We start from the raw sequence: 16,779 nt of genomic DNA on the forward strand, positions 1-16,779 counted from the left end.
GCCGGTACGGGGTGGTCTCATTTCGGCAGGGCCCCGTCGAAATACATGCTGCCGTCGAGTTCAAGGATGAAGCCCCTGACCGACGCGCGCTCCGGCACGGCGGGCTGGCCGTAGGCGATGGGGGTCCAGGGCAGTTGCTCCATCGCCAGGCGCTGGGCTTTGGCGTAGATGGCCTTGCGCTCGTCCTGCTTCAACGCCTGGCGGGCCTCGGCCAGCAGCTTGTCGTAGGCCGGATTGCACCAGAAGGTGCCGCTGGCCGCGCCGCAGGCGAGCTGGCCTGCCGTGCCGGCGGGTTCGGGGTCACCGTTCCAGCCCACGAGCGCCGCGTCGTGCTCGCCGGCATCGATGCGGCGCAGGTACTCGCCCCACTCGTAGGTGACGATGCGCGCCGTGACGCCGACCTTGGCCCAGTCGGCCTGGATCATCTGCGCCATCAGCTGGCCGTTGGGGTTGTAGTTGCGCACCACCGGCATGGCCCACAGCGTGAGCGTGAGCGGCAGCACGCCGGCCTTCTGCAGCAGCGCGCGGGCCTTGGCGGGGTCATGCGGCACGGGCTTGAGCGTGGCGTCATGCGCCCAGTTGGCGGCCGGGATGGGGCTGGTGGCCAGCGTGCCGACGCCGCCGTAGACGGTGCGCAGGATGGCCGCCTTGTCGATGGCCATGTCCAGCGCCTGGCGCACTTCCAGCTTCGCAGTGGCCGGGCGCCTGGTGTTGTAGGCCAGGATGCCCACGTTCATGCCCGGCGTCGTGGCGAACTTGATGGCGGGGTCCTTCTTCAGCTCGGCCTGCTCGATGGGGCCGACCGGGTAGGCGATGTCGCACTCGTTGCGCTTGAGGCGCTGGGAGCGCACGTTGGCGTCGGGCGTGATGGCGAAAACGAGCTGGTCGGCGCGCGGCACCTCGTTCTTGCGCCACCAGTCCGGGTGTTTGGTGTAGCGGATGATGCTGTCGAGGCGAAAGCTCTTGAGCTGGAAGGGGCCGGTGCCTATGGGCAGCTGGGCGATGCGCTGCGGCGTGCCGGCCTTGAGCAGTTGCGCGCCCAGTTCGCTCGACTGGATGGCCGCGAAGGCCAGCGTCAGCGCATGCAGGAAGGACGCGTCGCGCTCGGCCAGCGTGATGCGCACCTGGTGCTCGCCGAGCTTCTCGACCTTCTGGACGAGCTTCTCCCAACCGTAGGACGCGACATAGGGCGACACGCCAGGCAAGGCCTTGGCGAAGGCGCTGTCACGGTTGAGCAGGCGGCCGAAGGTGAAGAGCACGTCGTCGGCATTGAACTCGCGCGTGGGCTTGAACTCGTCGCCGGACTGCCAGGCCACGCCGCGCCGCAGGTCGAAGGTGTAGGCCAGGCCATCGGGGCTGATCGTCCAGGTGGCGGCGAGGCCGGGGATGAACTGGTCGGTGCCGCGCCTGATCTCGACGAGCGTGCCGAAGATGGGCAGGTGGGCGACGTGGTCGATGCCGCTGTCGGTCATCGACGGGTCGAAGGTCTTGGGGCTGCCGGCGGCGCAGAAGCGCAGCGTGGTGTCAGCGCTGGCCAGCAGGGGCAGCGCAAGCAGCAGCGCGGCCAGCCGTCTCACTTCAAGACCTCGGCGGCGGGTACGAAGGGCAGGATGCCCATGGATTGGTAGAGCGCGGCAGGTGACAGCGCCTTGTCGCCCTGGATGACCAAGGCCACGCGGCGGATGGCACGGATGTCGGCCACCGGGTCGCCATCCACCAGCAGCAGGTCGGCGCGCTTGCCGCGTTCGATGCTGCCAATCTCACCCAGCCGGTCGCTGTACTTGGCGCCGTTCCAGGTCGCGATCTTCAGCGCCTGGGCGGCCGGGATGCCGGCTTGTACATACAACTCCAGCTCACGCTGGAAGGCGAAGCCGGCCGTCGCATCGGTGCCGGCCACCAGCGGGATGCCGGCCGCGTGCATGCGGCGCAGCAAGTCCATCATGACCTTCCAGCTCGTGCCCCAGCGCTTGGCCTTGGCGTCGTCCATGTCGACCTCGGCCGACAGGAAGCTGCGCTGCACGACGGCCGGCAGGTTGGCCGCCACCATCGCGTAGCTGGGGCTGGGCTGGCCCTGGCGCTGGGTGTAGGTGGCCTCGAAGGTGGTCATCGTCGCGTCGACGACGGTGCCTTTCTTCTTCAGCAGCGCGATGAAGTCCTGTGTGCGGCGGTCGTTGAGCTTGAGGTCGGCCGCCTTGTCGCCGACGAGGTTGAAGCGCAGCAGCGTGCGCGTGTCGTCGCCCTTGCCGACGAGGAAGTTCAGCGTCACCTGGTTGATGTGGTGCAGCTCGTCGTAGCCCGCCTCGACGGCCTGGGCCGCCGTCATGAAGGCCGGCACATGGCCACCGGTGCGCAAGCCCAGCTCGCGCGCCCGGGCCACCATGGGCTTGACCCACTCGGGACGGATGGAGTTGTAGAGCTTGAGCTGGCGGTAGCCGTGGGCGGCATACCAGTCGATGGCGGCGAGGGCGCCCTCCAGGTTGTCGGGCACGAAGTCGGCCTGCATCGAGAACGGGCTCTTGCCCTCGATCAAGCCATTGGCAGAGATGCGCGCGCCGAGCACCTCACCGCGCTCGATACGGCCGCGCAGTTCCGCCAACTCGGCGTTGTTGTTGCCCACATCGCGCACCGCCGTCACGCCGGCAGCCAGGTTCAGCAGCAGGTCGCCCGGCGTGACGTGGGCATGCATGTCGACGAAACCGGGCAGCAGCGTGCGGCCCTTGCCGCTGATGCGCTGGGCCGGCGCGGCCGTCTTCAGGCTGCCGGGCTTGGCGATGAAGGCGATGCGGCCTTCCTGCAGATAGACGTCGGACGGGCCGCGGAGTTGCGCCGCCTGCGAGTCGAACCAGCGCACGCCCTCGATGACGGTCAACCCAGGCAGCGGCTGCGGCAGCTCCTTGGCGATGCGCTGCAGATGGGCGAGTTGCGCGGCCTTCTGCGCATCGCCGAGGCGGTCCAGTTCGCCCTCGAAGCCTTGCAGCACCGTGCCGCCCCAGCCGGGATCGACCTTGGCGAAGAGGGCGCGGTTGTCCTCGCGCAGCCACAGATAGCTGGGCTCCAGCTCCATGCCGGTGATGGCGTAGAGGCCGATCTCGTAGGCCTGCCCCGGCACGGGCAGGCGCTGCACCCGCTCGATGGACAGCCGCCCTGCGGGCAGCACCTCGGTGCGAGGCGTCTTGGCGGCGAGCAGGCTCTGCGCCAGCCGCGCGGCCCAGGCCGGGCTGCCCTGCACGGGCAGGTAGACGGCATCGCGGGCCAGGCCGGGCCGCTCACCGCTGTCCACGGGCGAGCGCCACACGGCCTTGCCATCGGCCTTGCGTTCGAAGCTCTCGGCGATGCGCGCGCCGTAAGTCGCCACGCCCTCGGTGCGGTAGGCCAGCCAGGCGCCGTCGGGTGCGAACTCCAGCGTCTCTTTCTGGTCAGGGCCGCGGCCGTTGTTGCGATAGCTGTAGTCCGTCTCCAGCTTGCCGGCGCTCTCGGTCGCTTTCAGATGGCCGCAGGGCGTCTTCACGCAGAGGACCGTGTAGGTCTGGGTCTGCGCTTGGGCCGCGCCAGCCGTCATCAACAGCGCGGCCAGCAGGGTGGGCAACAGCTTCATGGGCGATCCCCGGGACGTTTAGGTGGAGCGCACTGTACTTAGCGTGGCACACCCTTGTTCGCCAGCATGTCCGCCCGCTCGTTGCCCGGGTCGCCCGCATGGCCCTTGACCCAGCGCCAATCCACGGTGTGCAGCTTGCGCAACGCGTCCAGCCGCTGCCACAGGTCGGCGTTCTTCACCGGCTTGCCGTCGGCTGTCTTCCAGCCACGGCGCTGCCAATTGATGATCCATTCGGTGATGCCCTTCCGCACATATTCGCTGTCCAGGTAGACGACGACATCGCAGCTGCGCTTGAGCGAGGCCAGCGCCTCGATGGGCGCCATCAGCTCCATGCGGTTGTTGGTCGTCTCGCGCTCGCCGCCGAAGAGTTCCTTGTCGTGTCCGGCGCTGTGCAGCCACGCGCCCCAGCCGCCGGGGCCCGGGTTGCCCTTGCAGGCGCCGTCGGTGTAGATGGTGACCTGCGGGCGCTTGATGGCGAGGGCAGGCTTGGTGGCTTCAGTCATGCTTCTTGTGGTTGTTGTTCAGCGCAACGGCAGGCGACTTCTTGGCCGCCGCGCGCGAGTTCTTGGCCAAACCGATCATGCGCATGCCGTGCACGCGCTTGACCGCCTGGATGAAATACACGGCGCCCAGCACCGGCCACCAGCGCGAGCCCACGCCCTCGGTCCACTGCCAGCGGTCCAGCCAGGCCTCGCTGCGCAGCGGCGGGCGGTAGACGCCAAAGCGCGCCGCCTCGACCTCGAAGCTCAGCAGTTTGAGCCAGTCGCGCAGCCGCCAGTAGCCGATGAACTCGCCGTCCGGCCCGAGATCGGGCAGATACGGCTGGCCACGGCGCCTGAACCGGCCCAGGTTCTGGCGCAGGCCCCAGAGGCTGGCCGGGTTCAGGCCGAAGACGATGAGCCGCCCCTCGGGCCGCAGCACGCGCTCCACCTCGCGCAGCAGCGCATGGGCGTCGCCGGCGAGTTCCAGCGAGTGCGGCAGCAGCACCAGGTCCAGGCTGGCGCTGTCAAAAGGCAGGGCCTCGAAGTCGCAATGCAGGTCTACGCCGGCCAGCCAGCGATGCGGCATGCGGTTGGTTTGAAGACCGTTCAGTTCGGGCATGCCGAGCTGCAGCGCGTGGAAGCCGAACAGGTCGGCCACGGCCACGTCGACCTGGGCCTGCTCCCAGCCCAGCAGGTATCTGCCCGGCGGGGTCTGCAGCCAGGCTGCCAAATCTATAATCGACCCTTTACTGGTGACGCTCACGTTGACGCTCACGCCTCTCCCCGCTTTCGACGACAACTACCTCTGGCTGCTGGACAACGGCCGTGAGGCCTTGGTCGTCGATCCCGGCGACGCGCTTCCGGTGGCCGCAGCCCTCGACGCCCGCCGCCTGACGCTCGCCGGCATTCTATTGACCCACCACCACGCCGACCACGTCGGCGGCGTCGACGCGCTGCGCCCGCGCCTGCAAGGCCCCATCTACGCCCCGGCCCACGAGAAGATGCCGGAGCCCGTGACGCGCGCCGCAACTTGGATTCAGGGCGGCGACACGGTCGAGCTGCTGGGCCTGCGCTTTGCCGTCATGGACGTGCCCGGCCACACCGCCGGCCACATCGCCTACTTCGCTGAAGTGCCAGGCGCAGACCCCCTGCTCTTCTGCGGCGACACGCTCTTCAGCGCCGGTTGTGGCCGCTTGTTTGAAGGCACGCCGGCGCAGATGCACGCCTCGCTGCAATCCCTGGCCGCGCTGCCGGCCGAGACGCGCGTCTGCTGTGCCCATGAATACACGCTGTCCAACCTGCGCTTTGCGCGCGAGGTGGACCCGACCAACGCGGCGCTGGCCGCCTACACCGCCTGGTGCGAGACCGAGCGCGCCGCCGGCCGGCCGACGCTGCCCGGCCGCGTCGGCACCGAAGCCCGCATCAACCCCTTCCTGCGCTGCGCCGACCCCGCGCTGCGCGAGGCCGCGCGGCGCCATGCGCCCCTGAAACTCCCGACCGCGCCCAGCCCGGTCGACGTCTTCGCCACGCTGCGCGAATGGAAGAACGGATTCCGATGACGCTGATTCACCGACTCTCTCCTCTCGTGTTGGCCGTTTTGCTTGCCGCATGCGCCACCACCACCCCGCCCCCGCTGGACGAAGCGCCGGCCACACCACCCTCTTCACCTGCCCTGCTCGCCCAGGCCAGTGCCACGTCTGAACCCGCCGCGACGCCGGTCGCCGTGCGCGCCGTGGCCGCCGGGCTGCTGGAAGACAACCTCCGCCCCGGCGAGAAGATCGACCTCGACGCGCCCGATGCCAGCGCCGACCTCTGGGCCCGCCTGCGCACCGGCTTCCAGCTGCAGGACCTGGACGACGACTGGGTGCGCAAGGCCGAGGGCTGGTACAGCGCCCGGCCCGACTACGTCGAGCGCATGACGACGCGCGGCAGCCGCTACCTTTTCCACATCGTCGACGAGGTCGAGAAGCGCGGCATGCCCGCCGAGCTGGCCCTGCTGCCCTTCATCGAGAGCGCCTTCGTCACGCACGCCGTGTCCAGCGCCAAGGCCACCGGCATGTGGCAGTTCATGCCCGCCACGGGCCGCGACTTCGACCTGAAGCAGAACATCTTCCGCGACGACCGCCGCGACGTGCTGGCCTCCACCCGTGCCGCACTCGACTACCTCGGCCGCCTGCACAAGCAGTTCGGCGACTGGCACCTGGCACTGGCTGCCTACAACTGGGGCCAGGGCAATGTGAGCAAGGCCATCGCGCGCAACCAAAAGCTCGGCCTGCCGACCGACTACGCCAGCCTGAAGATGCCGGACGAGACGCGCTACTACGTGCCCAAGCTGCAGGCCGTGAAGAACATCGTCCTCCACCCCGACCGCTACGCGCTGGCGCTGCCGACGGTGGCCAACCACCCCTACTTCCTGAGCGTGAAGATCGAGCGCGACATCGACGTGGCGCTGGCCGCCGAGCTCGCCGGCATCACGCTGGAGACCTTCCAGCAGTTCAACCCGCAGATGAACAAGCCTGTCATCCTGGCCGCCGCCACCTCGCAGGTGCTGCTGCCTTATGACCAGGCCAGCGCCTTTGCCGAGAACCTGGCCCGCCATGGTGGCCCGCTGGCCACCTGGACGGCCTGGGTCGTGCCCAAGACCATGAGCCCGTCGGAAGCCGCCAAGCGCACAGGCATGGCCGAGTCGGCGCTGCGCGAAGTCAACCGCATTCCGCCCAAGATGGTCGTCAAGGCCGGCTCCACGCTGCTGGTGCCACGCGGCGCGCATGTGCACGACGACGTCTCCGAACGCCTGGCAGACAGCGCCAGCCTCAACCTCGCGCCCGACGCGCCGCCGCTGCGTCGCGTGAGCCTCAAGGCTGGCAAGGCGGACACCGTCAGCACCATCGCAGCCCGCTACAAGGTCCGCACCGAGCAGGTGGCGCAGTGGAACAAGGTCGGCAACTCGGCCCGCTTCAAGCCGGGCCAGGCGGTCGTCGTCTACACCGCCTGGCAGCCGTCGGTGGCCAAGGCCACGGTGGCCGCACGCCCGGTCGCCAAGGGCAAGACCAACAAGACGGCGAAGACCGTGACCGCGCGCGCCGCCAAGCCGGCCGCGCCGCGCACCCTCGCCAAGGACCGTGGCGGCAAGGGCCGCAACAACGTGGTCGCGTCGGCGGCGCCCTAAGCGACGAAGTAGAGCGCCACGCTGGCGCCGATGCCGCCGAGCCACAGCAGCGAGCGCAGCGTGGCCTGGTCGGCGAGATAGAGGCCGACATAGGCCAGGCGCGCGAACAGGAATCCCACCGCCAGCGCGTCCACCGTGGCCTGTGCCGCTTGGTGCTGGTGGGCGACGAACAGCCCTGCGATGAAGATCGGCAAGGCTTCCCAGCTGTTGGCCTGCGCCGCGTTGGCGCGCGCCTGCCAGCCGTCCAGCCGGGCCAGCCACTCGCGCGGCTGGTGGTTGTCGAAGCCGCCGTCGCGGCGACGCTTGCCGAAACCCCTGGACTTCGCCAGCCATGAGCAGCCCAGAGGCAGGGCACAGGCGACCAGCAGGCAGAGTTGGGCTATGGTCATCGGGGTGTCTTTCAGCGTCTGTCGGTCAAGGCATGGGCGATGGTGCCCAGGTCCACGTATTCGAGTTCACTGCCCACCGGCACGCCGCGCGCCAGCCGCGTCGACTTGATGCCGCGCGCCTTCAGCGCCTCGGCCAGCACATGCGCGGTGGCCTCGCCCTCGGCGGTGAAGCTGGTGGCCAGGATGACTTCCTCGACACCGTCCTCCGACGCGCGCGCCAGCAGCTCGGCCGCGCCGATCTGGCGCGTGCCTATGCCGTCCAGCGGCGAGAGCCGGCCCAGCAGCACGAAGTAGTAGCCGCGGTAGGACGCTGTGCGCTCCAGTGCGGCCTGGTCGGCCGGTGTCTCGACGACGCAGAGCAGCCGCGCGTCGCGCTCGGCGTCCGCACAGACGCCGCAGATCGGCGCCTCGCTGAAGGTGTGGCAGCGTTCGCAATGCTTGATGTTCTCGCCGGCCGCCGTCAGCGCGTCGGCCAGGCGCGGCATGGCCGGCCGGTCATGCTGCAGCAGGTGGTAGGCCATGCGCTGGGCCGACTTCTGGCCCACGCCGGGCAGGCGCTTGAGCGCCTCGATGAGGGTCTCGAGCGCCGTCAAGGTTTAGAAGGGGAACTTCATGCCGGGGGGCATGGGCATGCCCTGCGTCAGCTTGCCCATCTTCTCGCTGCTTGTCGCCTCGGCGCGGCGGGCCGCGTCGTTGAAGGCGGCAGCGACGAGGTCTTCCAGCATGTCCTTGTCATCGGCCAGCAGGCTGGGATCGATGGTCACGCGGCGGACTTCGTTCTTGCAGGTCATGACGACCTTGACGAGGCCGGCGCCGCTCTGGCCCTCGACCTCGATGGTGGCGAGTTCGTCCTGCGCCTTCTTCAGGTTGTCCTGCATCGCCTGGGCCTGCTTCATCAGACCGGCGAGTTGGCCTTTCATCATGGTGTGTTCCTTAGGTGGTGATCAGAGGTTGGATCGAGCCCGGCAGGATGCGGGCCGAGGGGAACTGGGCCAGCAAGGTGCGCGTCATCGGGTGCTGCTGGGCGAGGTCTTCGGCCGCGCGCTGCTGCGCGTCGGCACGGGCAGTCGTGCGCAACGCAATGGAGTCTTCGGCAACGCCGGCTTCAACGTCAAGCCGCGCATCCAGCGCCGCTTCGAGCTTGGCGACCAGGGTGGGCTGGCGCAGCGATTCGCGCTCAACGCGCAGCGTCCAGACCTCCCGGCCATCGGCGGTCACGCAGCCCAGCGCCTGGGCCTGGCGCGCCAGCTCGCCGGTCATGCCCGGCAGGTTGAGGGCGGCGATGCGCTCGGCCCAGAGCGCGCCTTCTGGCGATTCGACCAGCACGGCGCGGCGTGGGGTATCGGATTCGCGGGCAGCCGGTGCTGCGGCCGGCGCGTCGTCGGCTTCCATCCACGGCGGCGGCGCATCGTCGGGCGGCGGGCCGTCGAGGTCCATGCCGTCTTCGGCCATGGCCTCATGCTCGACGGGCTTGGGCCGCAGGCGATCACTGAAGCTCGCTGCGGCCGGCTCGGCCGCCCGGGGCGGAGCGACGACCGGCGCCGGCGCGAAGGCCTTGGGCGCGGCAACTGGCGCAGCAATTGGCGCGACCACAGGAGCCGCGACCTGTGCGACAACGGGGGCGGCCACCGCAACCGGCGGCGCCATCCTGGGCAGCGGCACCGCCACCACGGCCTTGGCCACGGATGGCGGCCGCACCAGCGCCGCAGCCTTCACCGGCCTGGGGTTGGTGCCGACGGGGCGAAACGCCAGCATGCGCAGCAACACCATCAACAGGCCGGCGTATTCGTCCGGCGCCAGATGCAGCTCGGCGCGGCCATGCAAGGCCATGCTGTACATCAGCTGGATCTCGTCGGCCGGCAGCGCAGCGGCCAGGCGGCGGATCTCGGCGGTCTCGTTGTCGGCATCGTCCAGCGCCGTCGGCGCGGCCTGCGCAAGCGCCATCTGCTGGAACAGCGTCGCCAGATCCTCCAGCGTGCCGGCGGCCGACAGGCCGGCGCCGCGCAGCGCATCGGCCTGGGCCACGACCGCCTCGCCGCTGGCCGCCGCCAGCGCATCGACGATGGCCACGACATGGCCACGGTCCACGCTGCCCAGCATCTGGCGCACGCCCGCCTCGGTCAGCGAGCCGGCACCGAAGGCAATCGCCTGGTCGGTCAGCGACAAGCCGTCACGCATCGAGCCCCGCGCCGCCCGCGACAGCAGCCGCAGCGCACCCGGCTCGGCCGGCACGCTCTCCGCGCCCAGCACATTGCCCAGGTGCATCTGCACATCCGCCGCCGCCATCGGCCGCAGGTTGAACTGCAGGCAGCGCGACAGCACGGTGACGGGCACCTTCTGCGGGTCGGTCGTGGCGAGCACGAACTTCAGGTAGTCCGGCGGCTCCTCCAGCGTCTTCAGCATCGCGTTGAAGGCGGTGTTCGACAGCATGTGCACTTCGTCGATCATGTAGACCTTGAAGCGCCCGACCACCGGCTTGTAGACGGCCTGGTCCAGCAGCTGCGAGATCTCCTCGACGCCGCGGTTGGACGCCGCGTCCAGCTCCACGTAGTCGACGAAGCGGCCCGAGTCGATGTCGCGGCAGGCGTGGCAGACGCCGCAGGGCTGGGCCGTGATGCCGCCGGTTCCATCGGCGCCGACGCAATTGAGACTCTTGGCCAGGATGCGCGACACCGTCGTCTTGCCGACGCCGCGGGTGCCGGTGAACAGGTAGGCATGGTGCAGGCGCCCTTGCGTCAAGGCGTTGGCGAGGGCCTGCACGACGTGCTCCTGGCCGACGAGCTGCTCGAAACTCTGCGGACGGTATTTGCGGGCCAGGACCTGATAACTCATAGCCGATGATTCTATGGGCGGGGTCACCGCGGATAATCCCGCCCCATGACCTCGCAAGCCCCCCTCACCTACGACCAAGCCGGCGTCAACTACGACCTGATCGACCCGCTGAAGATCACGGCCCAGCGCGCCGCCGCCGCCACCGCCTCCCACCTTGCCGGCCACGGCTTCACCGAAGTGAAGGCCTCGCGCGGCGAGTCGGCCTATGTTGTGGACGTGGGGCCGTTCTACCTGGCCTCCATCGTCGAATGCCTGGGCACCAAGACGCTCGTGGCCGATGAGATGGCCAAGCTGACGGGCAAGAGCTTCTTTGCCGGCATCGCGCAGGACACCATCGCGATGGCAGTCAATGACCTGATCACCGTCGGCGCCACGCCGCTGGTCGTGCAGGCCTACTGGGCCGCCGGCGGCAGCGACTGGTTCGGCGACGCCCAGCGCGCCCAGGCCCTGGTGGCCGGCTGGAAGGCCGCCTGCGACACCTGCCAGGTCGCCTGGGGCGGCGGCGAGACACCGGCGCTGGCCGGCATCGTCGAAGACGGTCGCATCGACCTGGCAGCCTCCTGCACCGGCCTCATCAACCCCAAGGAACGGCTGTCGGTCGGCGACAAGCTCGGTGCCGGTGACGCCATCGTGCTGCTGGCCTCCAGCGGCATCCACGCCAACGGCCTGAGCCTGGCCCGCAAGCTCGCCGAGCGCCTGCCTAGCGGCTATCTGACCGAGATCGCACCCGGCCTGAGCTATGGCGAGGCGCTGCTGGCACCGACGGCGCTGTACTCGCCCGTGACGGAGGCGCTGTGGAAGGCCGGCATTGCGCCGCACTATTGCGCCAACATCACCGGCCACGGCTGGCGCAAGCTGCTGCGCCACCCCAGCCAGCTGACCTACCGCATCCACACCGTGCCACCGAAAACGGCGATCCTGGAGTTCATCCAGAGCCAAGCCGGCCAGGACGACCGCGAGGCCTACTCCACGCTCAACATGGGCGCTGGTTTCGCGATCTTCGTGAAGGCAGAAGACGCAGAACGCACGGCCCAGGTCGCGCGCGACTGCGGCATCGAGGCTTGGGTGGCCGGCACGGTCGAGGCGGGCGAGAAGCAGTTGCTGATCGAGCCGCTGGGCATCCGCTTCAGCGAAGACGACCTGGCGTTGCGCTAAACCCGTGACGTGGTTCTACACGCAGATGGTCCAGTGGCATGTGCTGCTGGCCTGGTGCAGTGTGGCCCTGTTCTTCATGCGCGGCCTGGTGTTCCAGTTCGGCACGCCGCGCGCGCACGAGATCGCCAAGGACGCACGCCTGCTGGTGCTCGTCTTCGGCGTCAACGCCTGCCTCGTGGTCACCGGCCTGAGCCTGTGGGGCGCCATCGGCTACAGCCCGGTGCGCGACTGGTGGCTGGGCGTCAAGCTCATCGCCCTCATCGGGTACGTCGTCTGCGGCCACTGGGCCATGAGCCGCGCGAGCCTGCATCTGCTGGGCTATGTCACCGCTCTGGCGCTGCTGGCGTTGGCGATGGACCTGTCGATCAATAGGGCGTTCCTGGCCGGTTAGAATCTCGCTCGACGGGCCTCCCCGCATGGAAGCGCGCCCAACCGGGTCAGGTGGGGAACCAAGCAGCCCTAAGCGTTGCAACCAGTGCCGGGGTCAGGCTCGTCACCCTCCCCTCCTCAAGTCGTCGCCCTGATGCCCGTGGCATCCCATCAAGCATGGGTGCCGCCCGCCCGTGATGGGCGTAGGCTCGCGGCGCACTTCAAGGGGACGCGATGAAAAGCAACGACAGACTCGCAATGCTGGCCCGACTCAGCTTGGGCCTGGCACTCGGCGCGGCCGCGCTGCTGGCCCAGGCCGCTGACAAGGGCGCGCCGGCAACGGCAGTCAAGCCCGTCACCGATGTCTACGGCGACGTGACCGTCAGCGACCCCTACCGTTGGTTGGAAAACGCCGCCGACCCGAAAGTGAAGCAGTGGAGCGCCGCGCAGGACAAGCGCACCCGCGCGTATCTGGACAAGCTGCCAGCCCGCAAGCCCATGTTCGACCGGCTGATGAAGCAGGCGACGGCCAGCTCAAGCAGCTACTTCGACCTGCACGCCGCCGGCGGCCAGCTGTTCGCGCTGTACAACCAGCCACCCAAGCAACAGCCCATGCTGGCCGTGCTCGGCCAGGACGCCGACCCCGCCAAGGCCCGCATCGTGCTGGACCCGAACGCCCTCAATGCCAAGGGCGCCACGGCCATCGACTGGTATGTGCCCTCGCCCACAGGCAAGCTGGTGGCGGTATCGATGTCGGAGAACGGCAGCGAGGACGGCTCGCTGCACATCCTGGACGTGGCCACGGGCAAGACCGTGGACCCGGTCATTCCACGCGTGCAATACCCCACCGGCGGCGGCAGCGTGGCTTGGCGGGATGACGGCTCGGGCTTTTGGTACACGCGCTATCCGGCGGCCAGCGAGCCGGCCGAGCGCCACCATTTCTACCAGCAGATCTACTACCACCGCATCGGCGACGATCCCGCCAAGGACGCCTATGTGCTGGGCAAGGACTTCCCCAAGGTCGCCGAGATCGCGCTGCATGCCGGCACGGGCAAATGGGCCGTCGTCGCGACCGTGGCGAACGGCGACGGCGGCGAGTTTGCCCATTACCTGCTGGGCAAGGACGGCACGACGCGCCAGGTGACGCGCTTCGAGGACAAGATCGTCGGCGCGGCCCTCGGAGCCAACGCGCTCTACCTCATCTCCCGCCAGGGCGCCCCGCGCGGCAAGCTTTTGAAGCTGCCGCTCAGCGACTTGGCGCTCGATCACGCGCAGACCATCGTGCCGGAGTCCGAAGCAGCGCTGGAGCCCGGCGGCGAGTTCGGCGCGGCGTCCATCACCATCACGAAGCGCGCCATCTACCTGCGCCAGATGGTGGGTGGGCCGTCCCAGGTGGCCGTCTATGACCTCGACGGCAAACCGAATGGCACGCTGCCGCTGCCCAAGGTGTCGGCGGTGGATGAACTGGCGGCGCTGGACGACGGCAGCCTGCTGGTGGCGGTGAAGACCTATCTGGAGCCGCCCCGCTTCGTTCGCATCGACGAGGCCAGCGGCACGGCCACGCCCACGCTGCTGCGTCAGACCAGCCCGGTGTCCTTCGGCGACGTGGAGGTGGTGCGCGAGTTCGCCACATCCAAGGACGGCACGCGTGTGCCGTTGAACATCGTGCGCCGCAAGGGCGTCAAGCTCGACGGCCACAACCCGCTGCTGCTGAACGGCTACGGCGGCTACAGCGTCAGCCTGGTGCCGCGCTTCCTCGGCCCGTCCATCAGGATGTGGCTGGATGCCGGCGGCGTCTACGTCATCGCCAATCTGCGCGGCGGCGGCGAGTTCGGCGAGACCTGGCACAGCCAGGGCGCGCTGACCAACAAGCAGAACGTCTTCGACGATTTCGCGGCCTCGGCGCAGTATCTCGTCGGCCAGGGCTACACGACGCCGGCGCGCATGGGATCAATAGGCGGCAGCAACGGCGGCCTGCTGATGGGGGCGGTCTTCACTCAGCACCCCGAGTTGTTCCGCGCCGTCGTCTCGACGGTCGGTATCTACGACATGCTGCGCGTGGAGCTGGACCCGAACGGCGCCTTCAACGTGACCGAGTTCGGCACCGTGAAAGACCCCGCGCAGCTCAAGGCGCTGCATGCCTATTCGCCCTACCACCATGTGCAGGACGGCGCGAAGTACCCGGCCATCTTCATGGCCACCGGCGAGACCGACGGGCGCGTCAACCCCATGCACTCGCGCAAGATGATCGCGCGGCTGCAGGCCGCCACCGCCTCAGGCCGGCCGGTGCTGCTGAGCATCAACGCCCACGCCGGCCACGGCATGGGCAGCTCGCTGTCCATCCGCCTGAATCAGACGGCCGACATCTACTCCTTCCTGTTCGATCAGCTCGGCATGAAATACCCCGCCAATTGAACCTAGATCCGGCAGTTGACCGCTCGCTAGTCATCGAGAGTCTTGGCGCATCAACACCTTGCTCACTTTGCGCTGTTCACCACTTCGGTGACAAGCGCTGCACGCCCGCTGGTCTGGCGCTTCGGGCTGCTGGCTGCGTTGCTTCTCCTTGTGGGCAGGGGCCCACTGCGTCGGCGCGCCTTGCCAACAGCCCGCCTCGCCAGCCCCTCGGCCGCGCCCAACTGCCGGACCTAGGTTGAAAAACCGGCCGGATCGCATCGTCTGCGGTCCGGCCGGCCTTGAGGCCCTTGAGGCGGCGATCAGCTGCCAGGCGACTTCGGGATGTCCGTCGAGCGCACGGTCAGCGTGCTCAGTTGGCCACCGCCCTCGACGCTGCCGACGACCTGGCCTTCACGGACGCGGCGCTCGCAAAGCTCGCGGTCCTCAACAGGCTGGGCAAGGCAGCGCTTGAGCGCATTAGTCGCCCACTGATCGGCGCTATCGCCCGGCGAGATCAGCTTGCCCTGGCGGGCCTGGGCATAGGCCGCCCCGGCTTCGCGCAAGCAGACGTTGCGCGGCTGGCTGGTCTTGCCGGTGATGCAGTCGGCCCGTTCACGCTCGTATTGCATGCGCAGGGGGTCGACGTGCTTGGCCGCAGGTGCTGCCTGGGCGGCGCCGCTCAAGGCGAGCAGCGCAGCGCCAAGCCACGTGGCGGCGGAGTGACATCGGTGAGTGTTCATCGCAATCTCCTTCAAGGGAAGCGGCGCTGGGCCGAAATCAACCGCGAGCGCGAACCGGCTGGTTGTCGTTCGAGATGTAGACCTCGACACGGCGGTTCATCGCGCGGTCAGACGTGCTGGCATTGCTGGCGACCGGGTACTGCTCGCCGTAGCCGCGTGTGGCCACGCGAGCAGGGTCGACGCCTTGGGCACGCAGCGCGTCAGCGACAGCCTGCGAGCGGCGCTGCGACAACGTCAGGTTGGTCGCATCGCTGCCGGTGCTGTCGGTGAAGCCCTCGATCAGCACGCGGCGGTCCGCATGCTCCTTCAGGTAGTTGGCCAGCTTGCCGATGGCGTTCTGCGCGGCGGGCTTGATCTCGGCACGGCCGGTCTCGAACAGCACGTCGCCCAGCGTCACCAGCATGCCGCGGTCGGTCTGCTTGGCTTGCAGATCGGCCAGTTCGCGGGCCAGCAAGGCAGCCTGTGCCTGGGCCTGGGCGGCTTGGGTCTGCGCCTGGGCGGCATCAGCCTGGGCAACGGTGGCCTGTTGGCGGGCAGCGCTGGCGTCGGCATTGGCGTTGGCCGCAGCCATCTGCGCGTTGGCGGCCTGGTTCTGGGCGACGTTGGCGCGGCGCGCGTTGGCGTCGGCGCGGGCGCGCTCGCGGTCAGCTTCAGCAGACTTGATGGCTTCTTCTTCGGTCGCGGCCTTGGCCAGGGCCAACGCCGTGCGAGCCTGGGTGGAGGCGATATAGGCGGCGGAGTCGATGTCGGCAGGCGACTCGCGGCTGGCGCTCAGTTGCTCGGCACGGCGCAGCGAGTCACCGGCCTTCTTCACGTCCAGCGAGGCGTACTTCAGCGCGGCCGGGTCGGACTCGGCGCTGCGCACATTGGCGCGTGCCTGCTGCAGCGCAGGGGTGACGGTGGGGGCGCTGGCGCAGCCGGCGAACAGGGCGGCAGCAGCGGCCAGGGCGGTCAGGCGGGCAATGGTTTTCATGGTGCTTGTCTCCGAAATCAGGAACGGTTGAGCTGCGCTTGCAGCTGCTGGATGCTTTCGCGCACTTCGGCGAGAGCGCGGCTGGAGCGGGCGGTGCGCGCCGTGGCCTGAGCGAGCGCTGCGTCGGCCGCGGCCTCGTCGGCCAGCTGGCGGGCGGCCACGTAGTCCTTGCGGGCAGCGGCGGCGTTGGCGCGGGCCAGCTTGTCGCGGGCGGTAGACAGCTCAGCAGGTGCCTCGGCGGCGTTGCCGGCGGCGTTGTCGACGGAGGCGTTGGCCACAGCCAGCTGCTCCTTGGGCTCGGGTGTCGAGGCACAGGCCGCCAGTGCGAGGGCGGCGCAGGCGACAAGAACTGCCCGGCAATTCCTTGTTATCGAATGCGGATTCATGGGGGACTCCTGGTTGTGTTTTGACTGTCGATGAAGCTCGTTCACCGAATCAGTTCGGGTCTGCAGGCTGCCAGACCAGTATTCGCGCTGGCGGTCCCGCCCCCAGTCGGAGACGGCCGCGTGCGTGGTCGGCGCCTGGCCCCACACGTTGTGGGACAGCCCCTACGCCCCCGTAGGGCGGTCTGTAAACGCGGGCCGAGCGCCGGGCCGCTCCCAAGCCGGCCCGCGGGCGATGTGCGTGCGGCTCAATGCCGCATGCATCGCCCTCCCCCAGGGGGACCGACCAGGCTTGCCC

16 protein-coding genes and 1 other RNA gene are annotated in these 16,779 nt (G+C 69.1%); 6 read left to right on the top strand and 11 right to left on the bottom strand.

The window, feature by feature from the left end:
- Positions 1 to 17: 17 nt before the first annotated feature.
- From ACXRVZ_RS00175 to ACXRVZ_RS00190, 4 genes are read right to left on the bottom strand one after another with little or no spacing between them, the layout of a single operon-like run.
- Positions 18 to 1,577: an ABC transporter substrate-binding protein gene (locus ACXRVZ_RS00175; RefSeq protein ID WP_457421634.1), complete on the bottom strand. Its 1,560-nt coding sequence runs from the start codon at positions 1,575 to 1,577 to the stop codon at positions 18 to 20.
- A complete protein-coding gene (locus tag ACXRVZ_RS00180) occupies positions 1,574 to 3,595 on the bottom strand; it encodes an amidohydrolase family protein (protein WP_457421632.1) in 2,022 nt (673 codons plus the stop codon). The genes ACXRVZ_RS00175 and ACXRVZ_RS00180 overlap by 4 nt, the downstream gene beginning before the upstream one ends.
- A 38-nt stretch (positions 3,596 to 3,633) precedes the next feature.
- The gene (rnhA, locus tag ACXRVZ_RS00185) at positions 3,634 to 4,098 is read right to left on the bottom strand and encodes a ribonuclease HI (RefSeq protein WP_457421630.1); all 465 of its coding nucleotides are present in this window, start codon (positions 4,096 to 4,098) and stop codon (positions 3,634 to 3,636) included.
- Positions 4,091 to 4,807 carry a class I SAM-dependent methyltransferase gene (locus ACXRVZ_RS00190; protein WP_457421628.1) on the bottom strand — a complete coding sequence of 239 codons (717 nt, stop codon included), beginning with the start codon at positions 4,805 to 4,807 and terminating at the stop codon, positions 4,091 to 4,093. Before ACXRVZ_RS00190 ends, rnhA begins: the two co-directional genes overlap by 8 nt.
- Before the next feature lie 34 nt (positions 4,808 to 4,841).
- Between ACXRVZ_RS00190 and gloB the strand changes: the two genes are divergently transcribed.
- Together gloB and ACXRVZ_RS00200 are read left to right on the top strand one after the other, a co-directional pair.
- Positions 4,842 to 5,636 carry a hydroxyacylglutathione hydrolase gene (gene gloB / locus ACXRVZ_RS00195; RefSeq protein ID WP_457421705.1) on the top strand — a complete coding sequence of 265 codons (795 nt, stop codon included), beginning with the start codon at positions 4,842 to 4,844 and terminating at the stop codon, positions 5,634 to 5,636.
- Positions 5,633 to 7,246 (top strand): transglycosylase SLT domain-containing protein, encoded by a 1,614-nt coding sequence (locus tag ACXRVZ_RS00200; RefSeq protein ID WP_457421626.1) that lies wholly within the window; start codon positions 5,633 to 5,635, stop codon positions 7,244 to 7,246. The genes gloB and ACXRVZ_RS00200 overlap by 4 nt, the downstream gene beginning before the upstream one ends.
- On the opposite strand, the gene ACXRVZ_RS00205 is transcribed toward ACXRVZ_RS00200, so the two are convergent.
- From ACXRVZ_RS00205 to dnaX, 4 genes are read right to left on the bottom strand one after another with little or no spacing between them, the layout of a single operon-like run.
- Positions 7,243 to 7,635 (bottom strand): MAPEG family protein, encoded by a 393-nt coding sequence (locus tag ACXRVZ_RS00205; protein WP_457421624.1) that lies wholly within the window; start codon positions 7,633 to 7,635, stop codon positions 7,243 to 7,245. The two genes, ACXRVZ_RS00200 and ACXRVZ_RS00205, sit on opposite strands and share 4 nt — an antisense overlap.
- An 11-nt stretch (positions 7,636 to 7,646) precedes the next feature.
- Entirely contained in the window at positions 7,647 to 8,228 is a 582-nt protein-coding gene (recR, locus tag ACXRVZ_RS00210; protein WP_457421622.1) for a recombination mediator RecR, read from the bottom strand.
- 3 nt (positions 8,229 to 8,231) lie between these two features.
- On the bottom strand, positions 8,232 to 8,558 hold the full coding sequence (locus ACXRVZ_RS00215; RefSeq protein ID WP_394483923.1) for a YbaB/EbfC family nucleoid-associated protein: 327 nt from the start codon (positions 8,556 to 8,558) through the stop codon (positions 8,232 to 8,234).
- Positions 8,559 to 8,568: 10 nt separating this feature from the next.
- Complete coding sequence (gene dnaX, locus ACXRVZ_RS00220; protein WP_457421620.1) at positions 8,569 to 10,467, bottom strand: DNA polymerase III subunit gamma/tau; 1,899 nt, start codon at positions 10,465 to 10,467, stop codon at positions 8,569 to 8,571.
- A 45-nt stretch (positions 10,468 to 10,512) separates the two neighbouring features.
- Between dnaX and ACXRVZ_RS00225 the strand changes: the two genes are divergently transcribed.
- From ACXRVZ_RS00225 to ACXRVZ_RS00240, 4 genes are all read left to right on the top strand, one after another.
- The gene (locus ACXRVZ_RS00225; protein WP_457421618.1) at positions 10,513 to 11,622 is read left to right on the top strand and encodes an AIR synthase-related protein; all 1,110 of its coding nucleotides are present in this window, start codon (positions 10,513 to 10,515) and stop codon (positions 11,620 to 11,622) included.
- Between the two features lie 4 nt (positions 11,623 to 11,626).
- Positions 11,627 to 12,013: a SirB2 family protein gene (locus ACXRVZ_RS00230; RefSeq protein WP_457421616.1), complete on the top strand. Its 387-nt coding sequence runs from the start codon at positions 11,627 to 11,629 to the stop codon at positions 12,011 to 12,013.
- A gap of 10 nt (positions 12,014 to 12,023) precedes the next feature.
- An RNA gene (ffs, locus tag ACXRVZ_RS00235) (signal recognition particle sRNA small type) lies at positions 12,024 to 12,120 on the top strand.
- Between the two features lie 129 nt (positions 12,121 to 12,249).
- Positions 12,250 to 14,406: a prolyl oligopeptidase family serine peptidase gene (locus ACXRVZ_RS00240; protein ID WP_457421614.1), complete on the top strand. Its 2,157-nt coding sequence runs from the start codon at positions 12,250 to 12,252 to the stop codon at positions 14,404 to 14,406.
- 299 nt (positions 14,407 to 14,705) lie between these two features.
- Here ACXRVZ_RS00240 and ACXRVZ_RS00245 read toward each other — a convergent pair whose 3' ends face one another.
- The 3 genes from ACXRVZ_RS00245 to ACXRVZ_RS00255 are packed head-to-tail and all read right to left on the bottom strand — an operon-like array spanning position 14,706 to position 16,484.
- Positions 14,706 to 15,125, bottom strand: coding sequence for a hypothetical protein (locus ACXRVZ_RS00245; RefSeq protein ID WP_457421612.1), 420 nt, complete (start codon positions 15,123 to 15,125; stop codon positions 14,706 to 14,708).
- Positions 15,126 to 15,162: 37 nt separating this feature from the next.
- Positions 15,163 to 16,098, bottom strand: coding sequence for an OmpA family protein (locus tag ACXRVZ_RS00250; protein ID WP_457421610.1), 936 nt, complete (start codon positions 16,096 to 16,098; stop codon positions 15,163 to 15,165).
- A 17-nt stretch (positions 16,099 to 16,115) separates the two neighbouring features.
- Entirely contained in the window at positions 16,116 to 16,484 is a 369-nt protein-coding gene (locus tag ACXRVZ_RS00255) for a DUF4398 domain-containing protein (RefSeq protein ID WP_457421608.1), read from the bottom strand.
- Between the last annotated feature and the right edge of the window lie 295 nt (positions 16,485 to 16,779).

Source organism: Roseateles sp. P5_E8 (genome assembly GCF_054177665.1).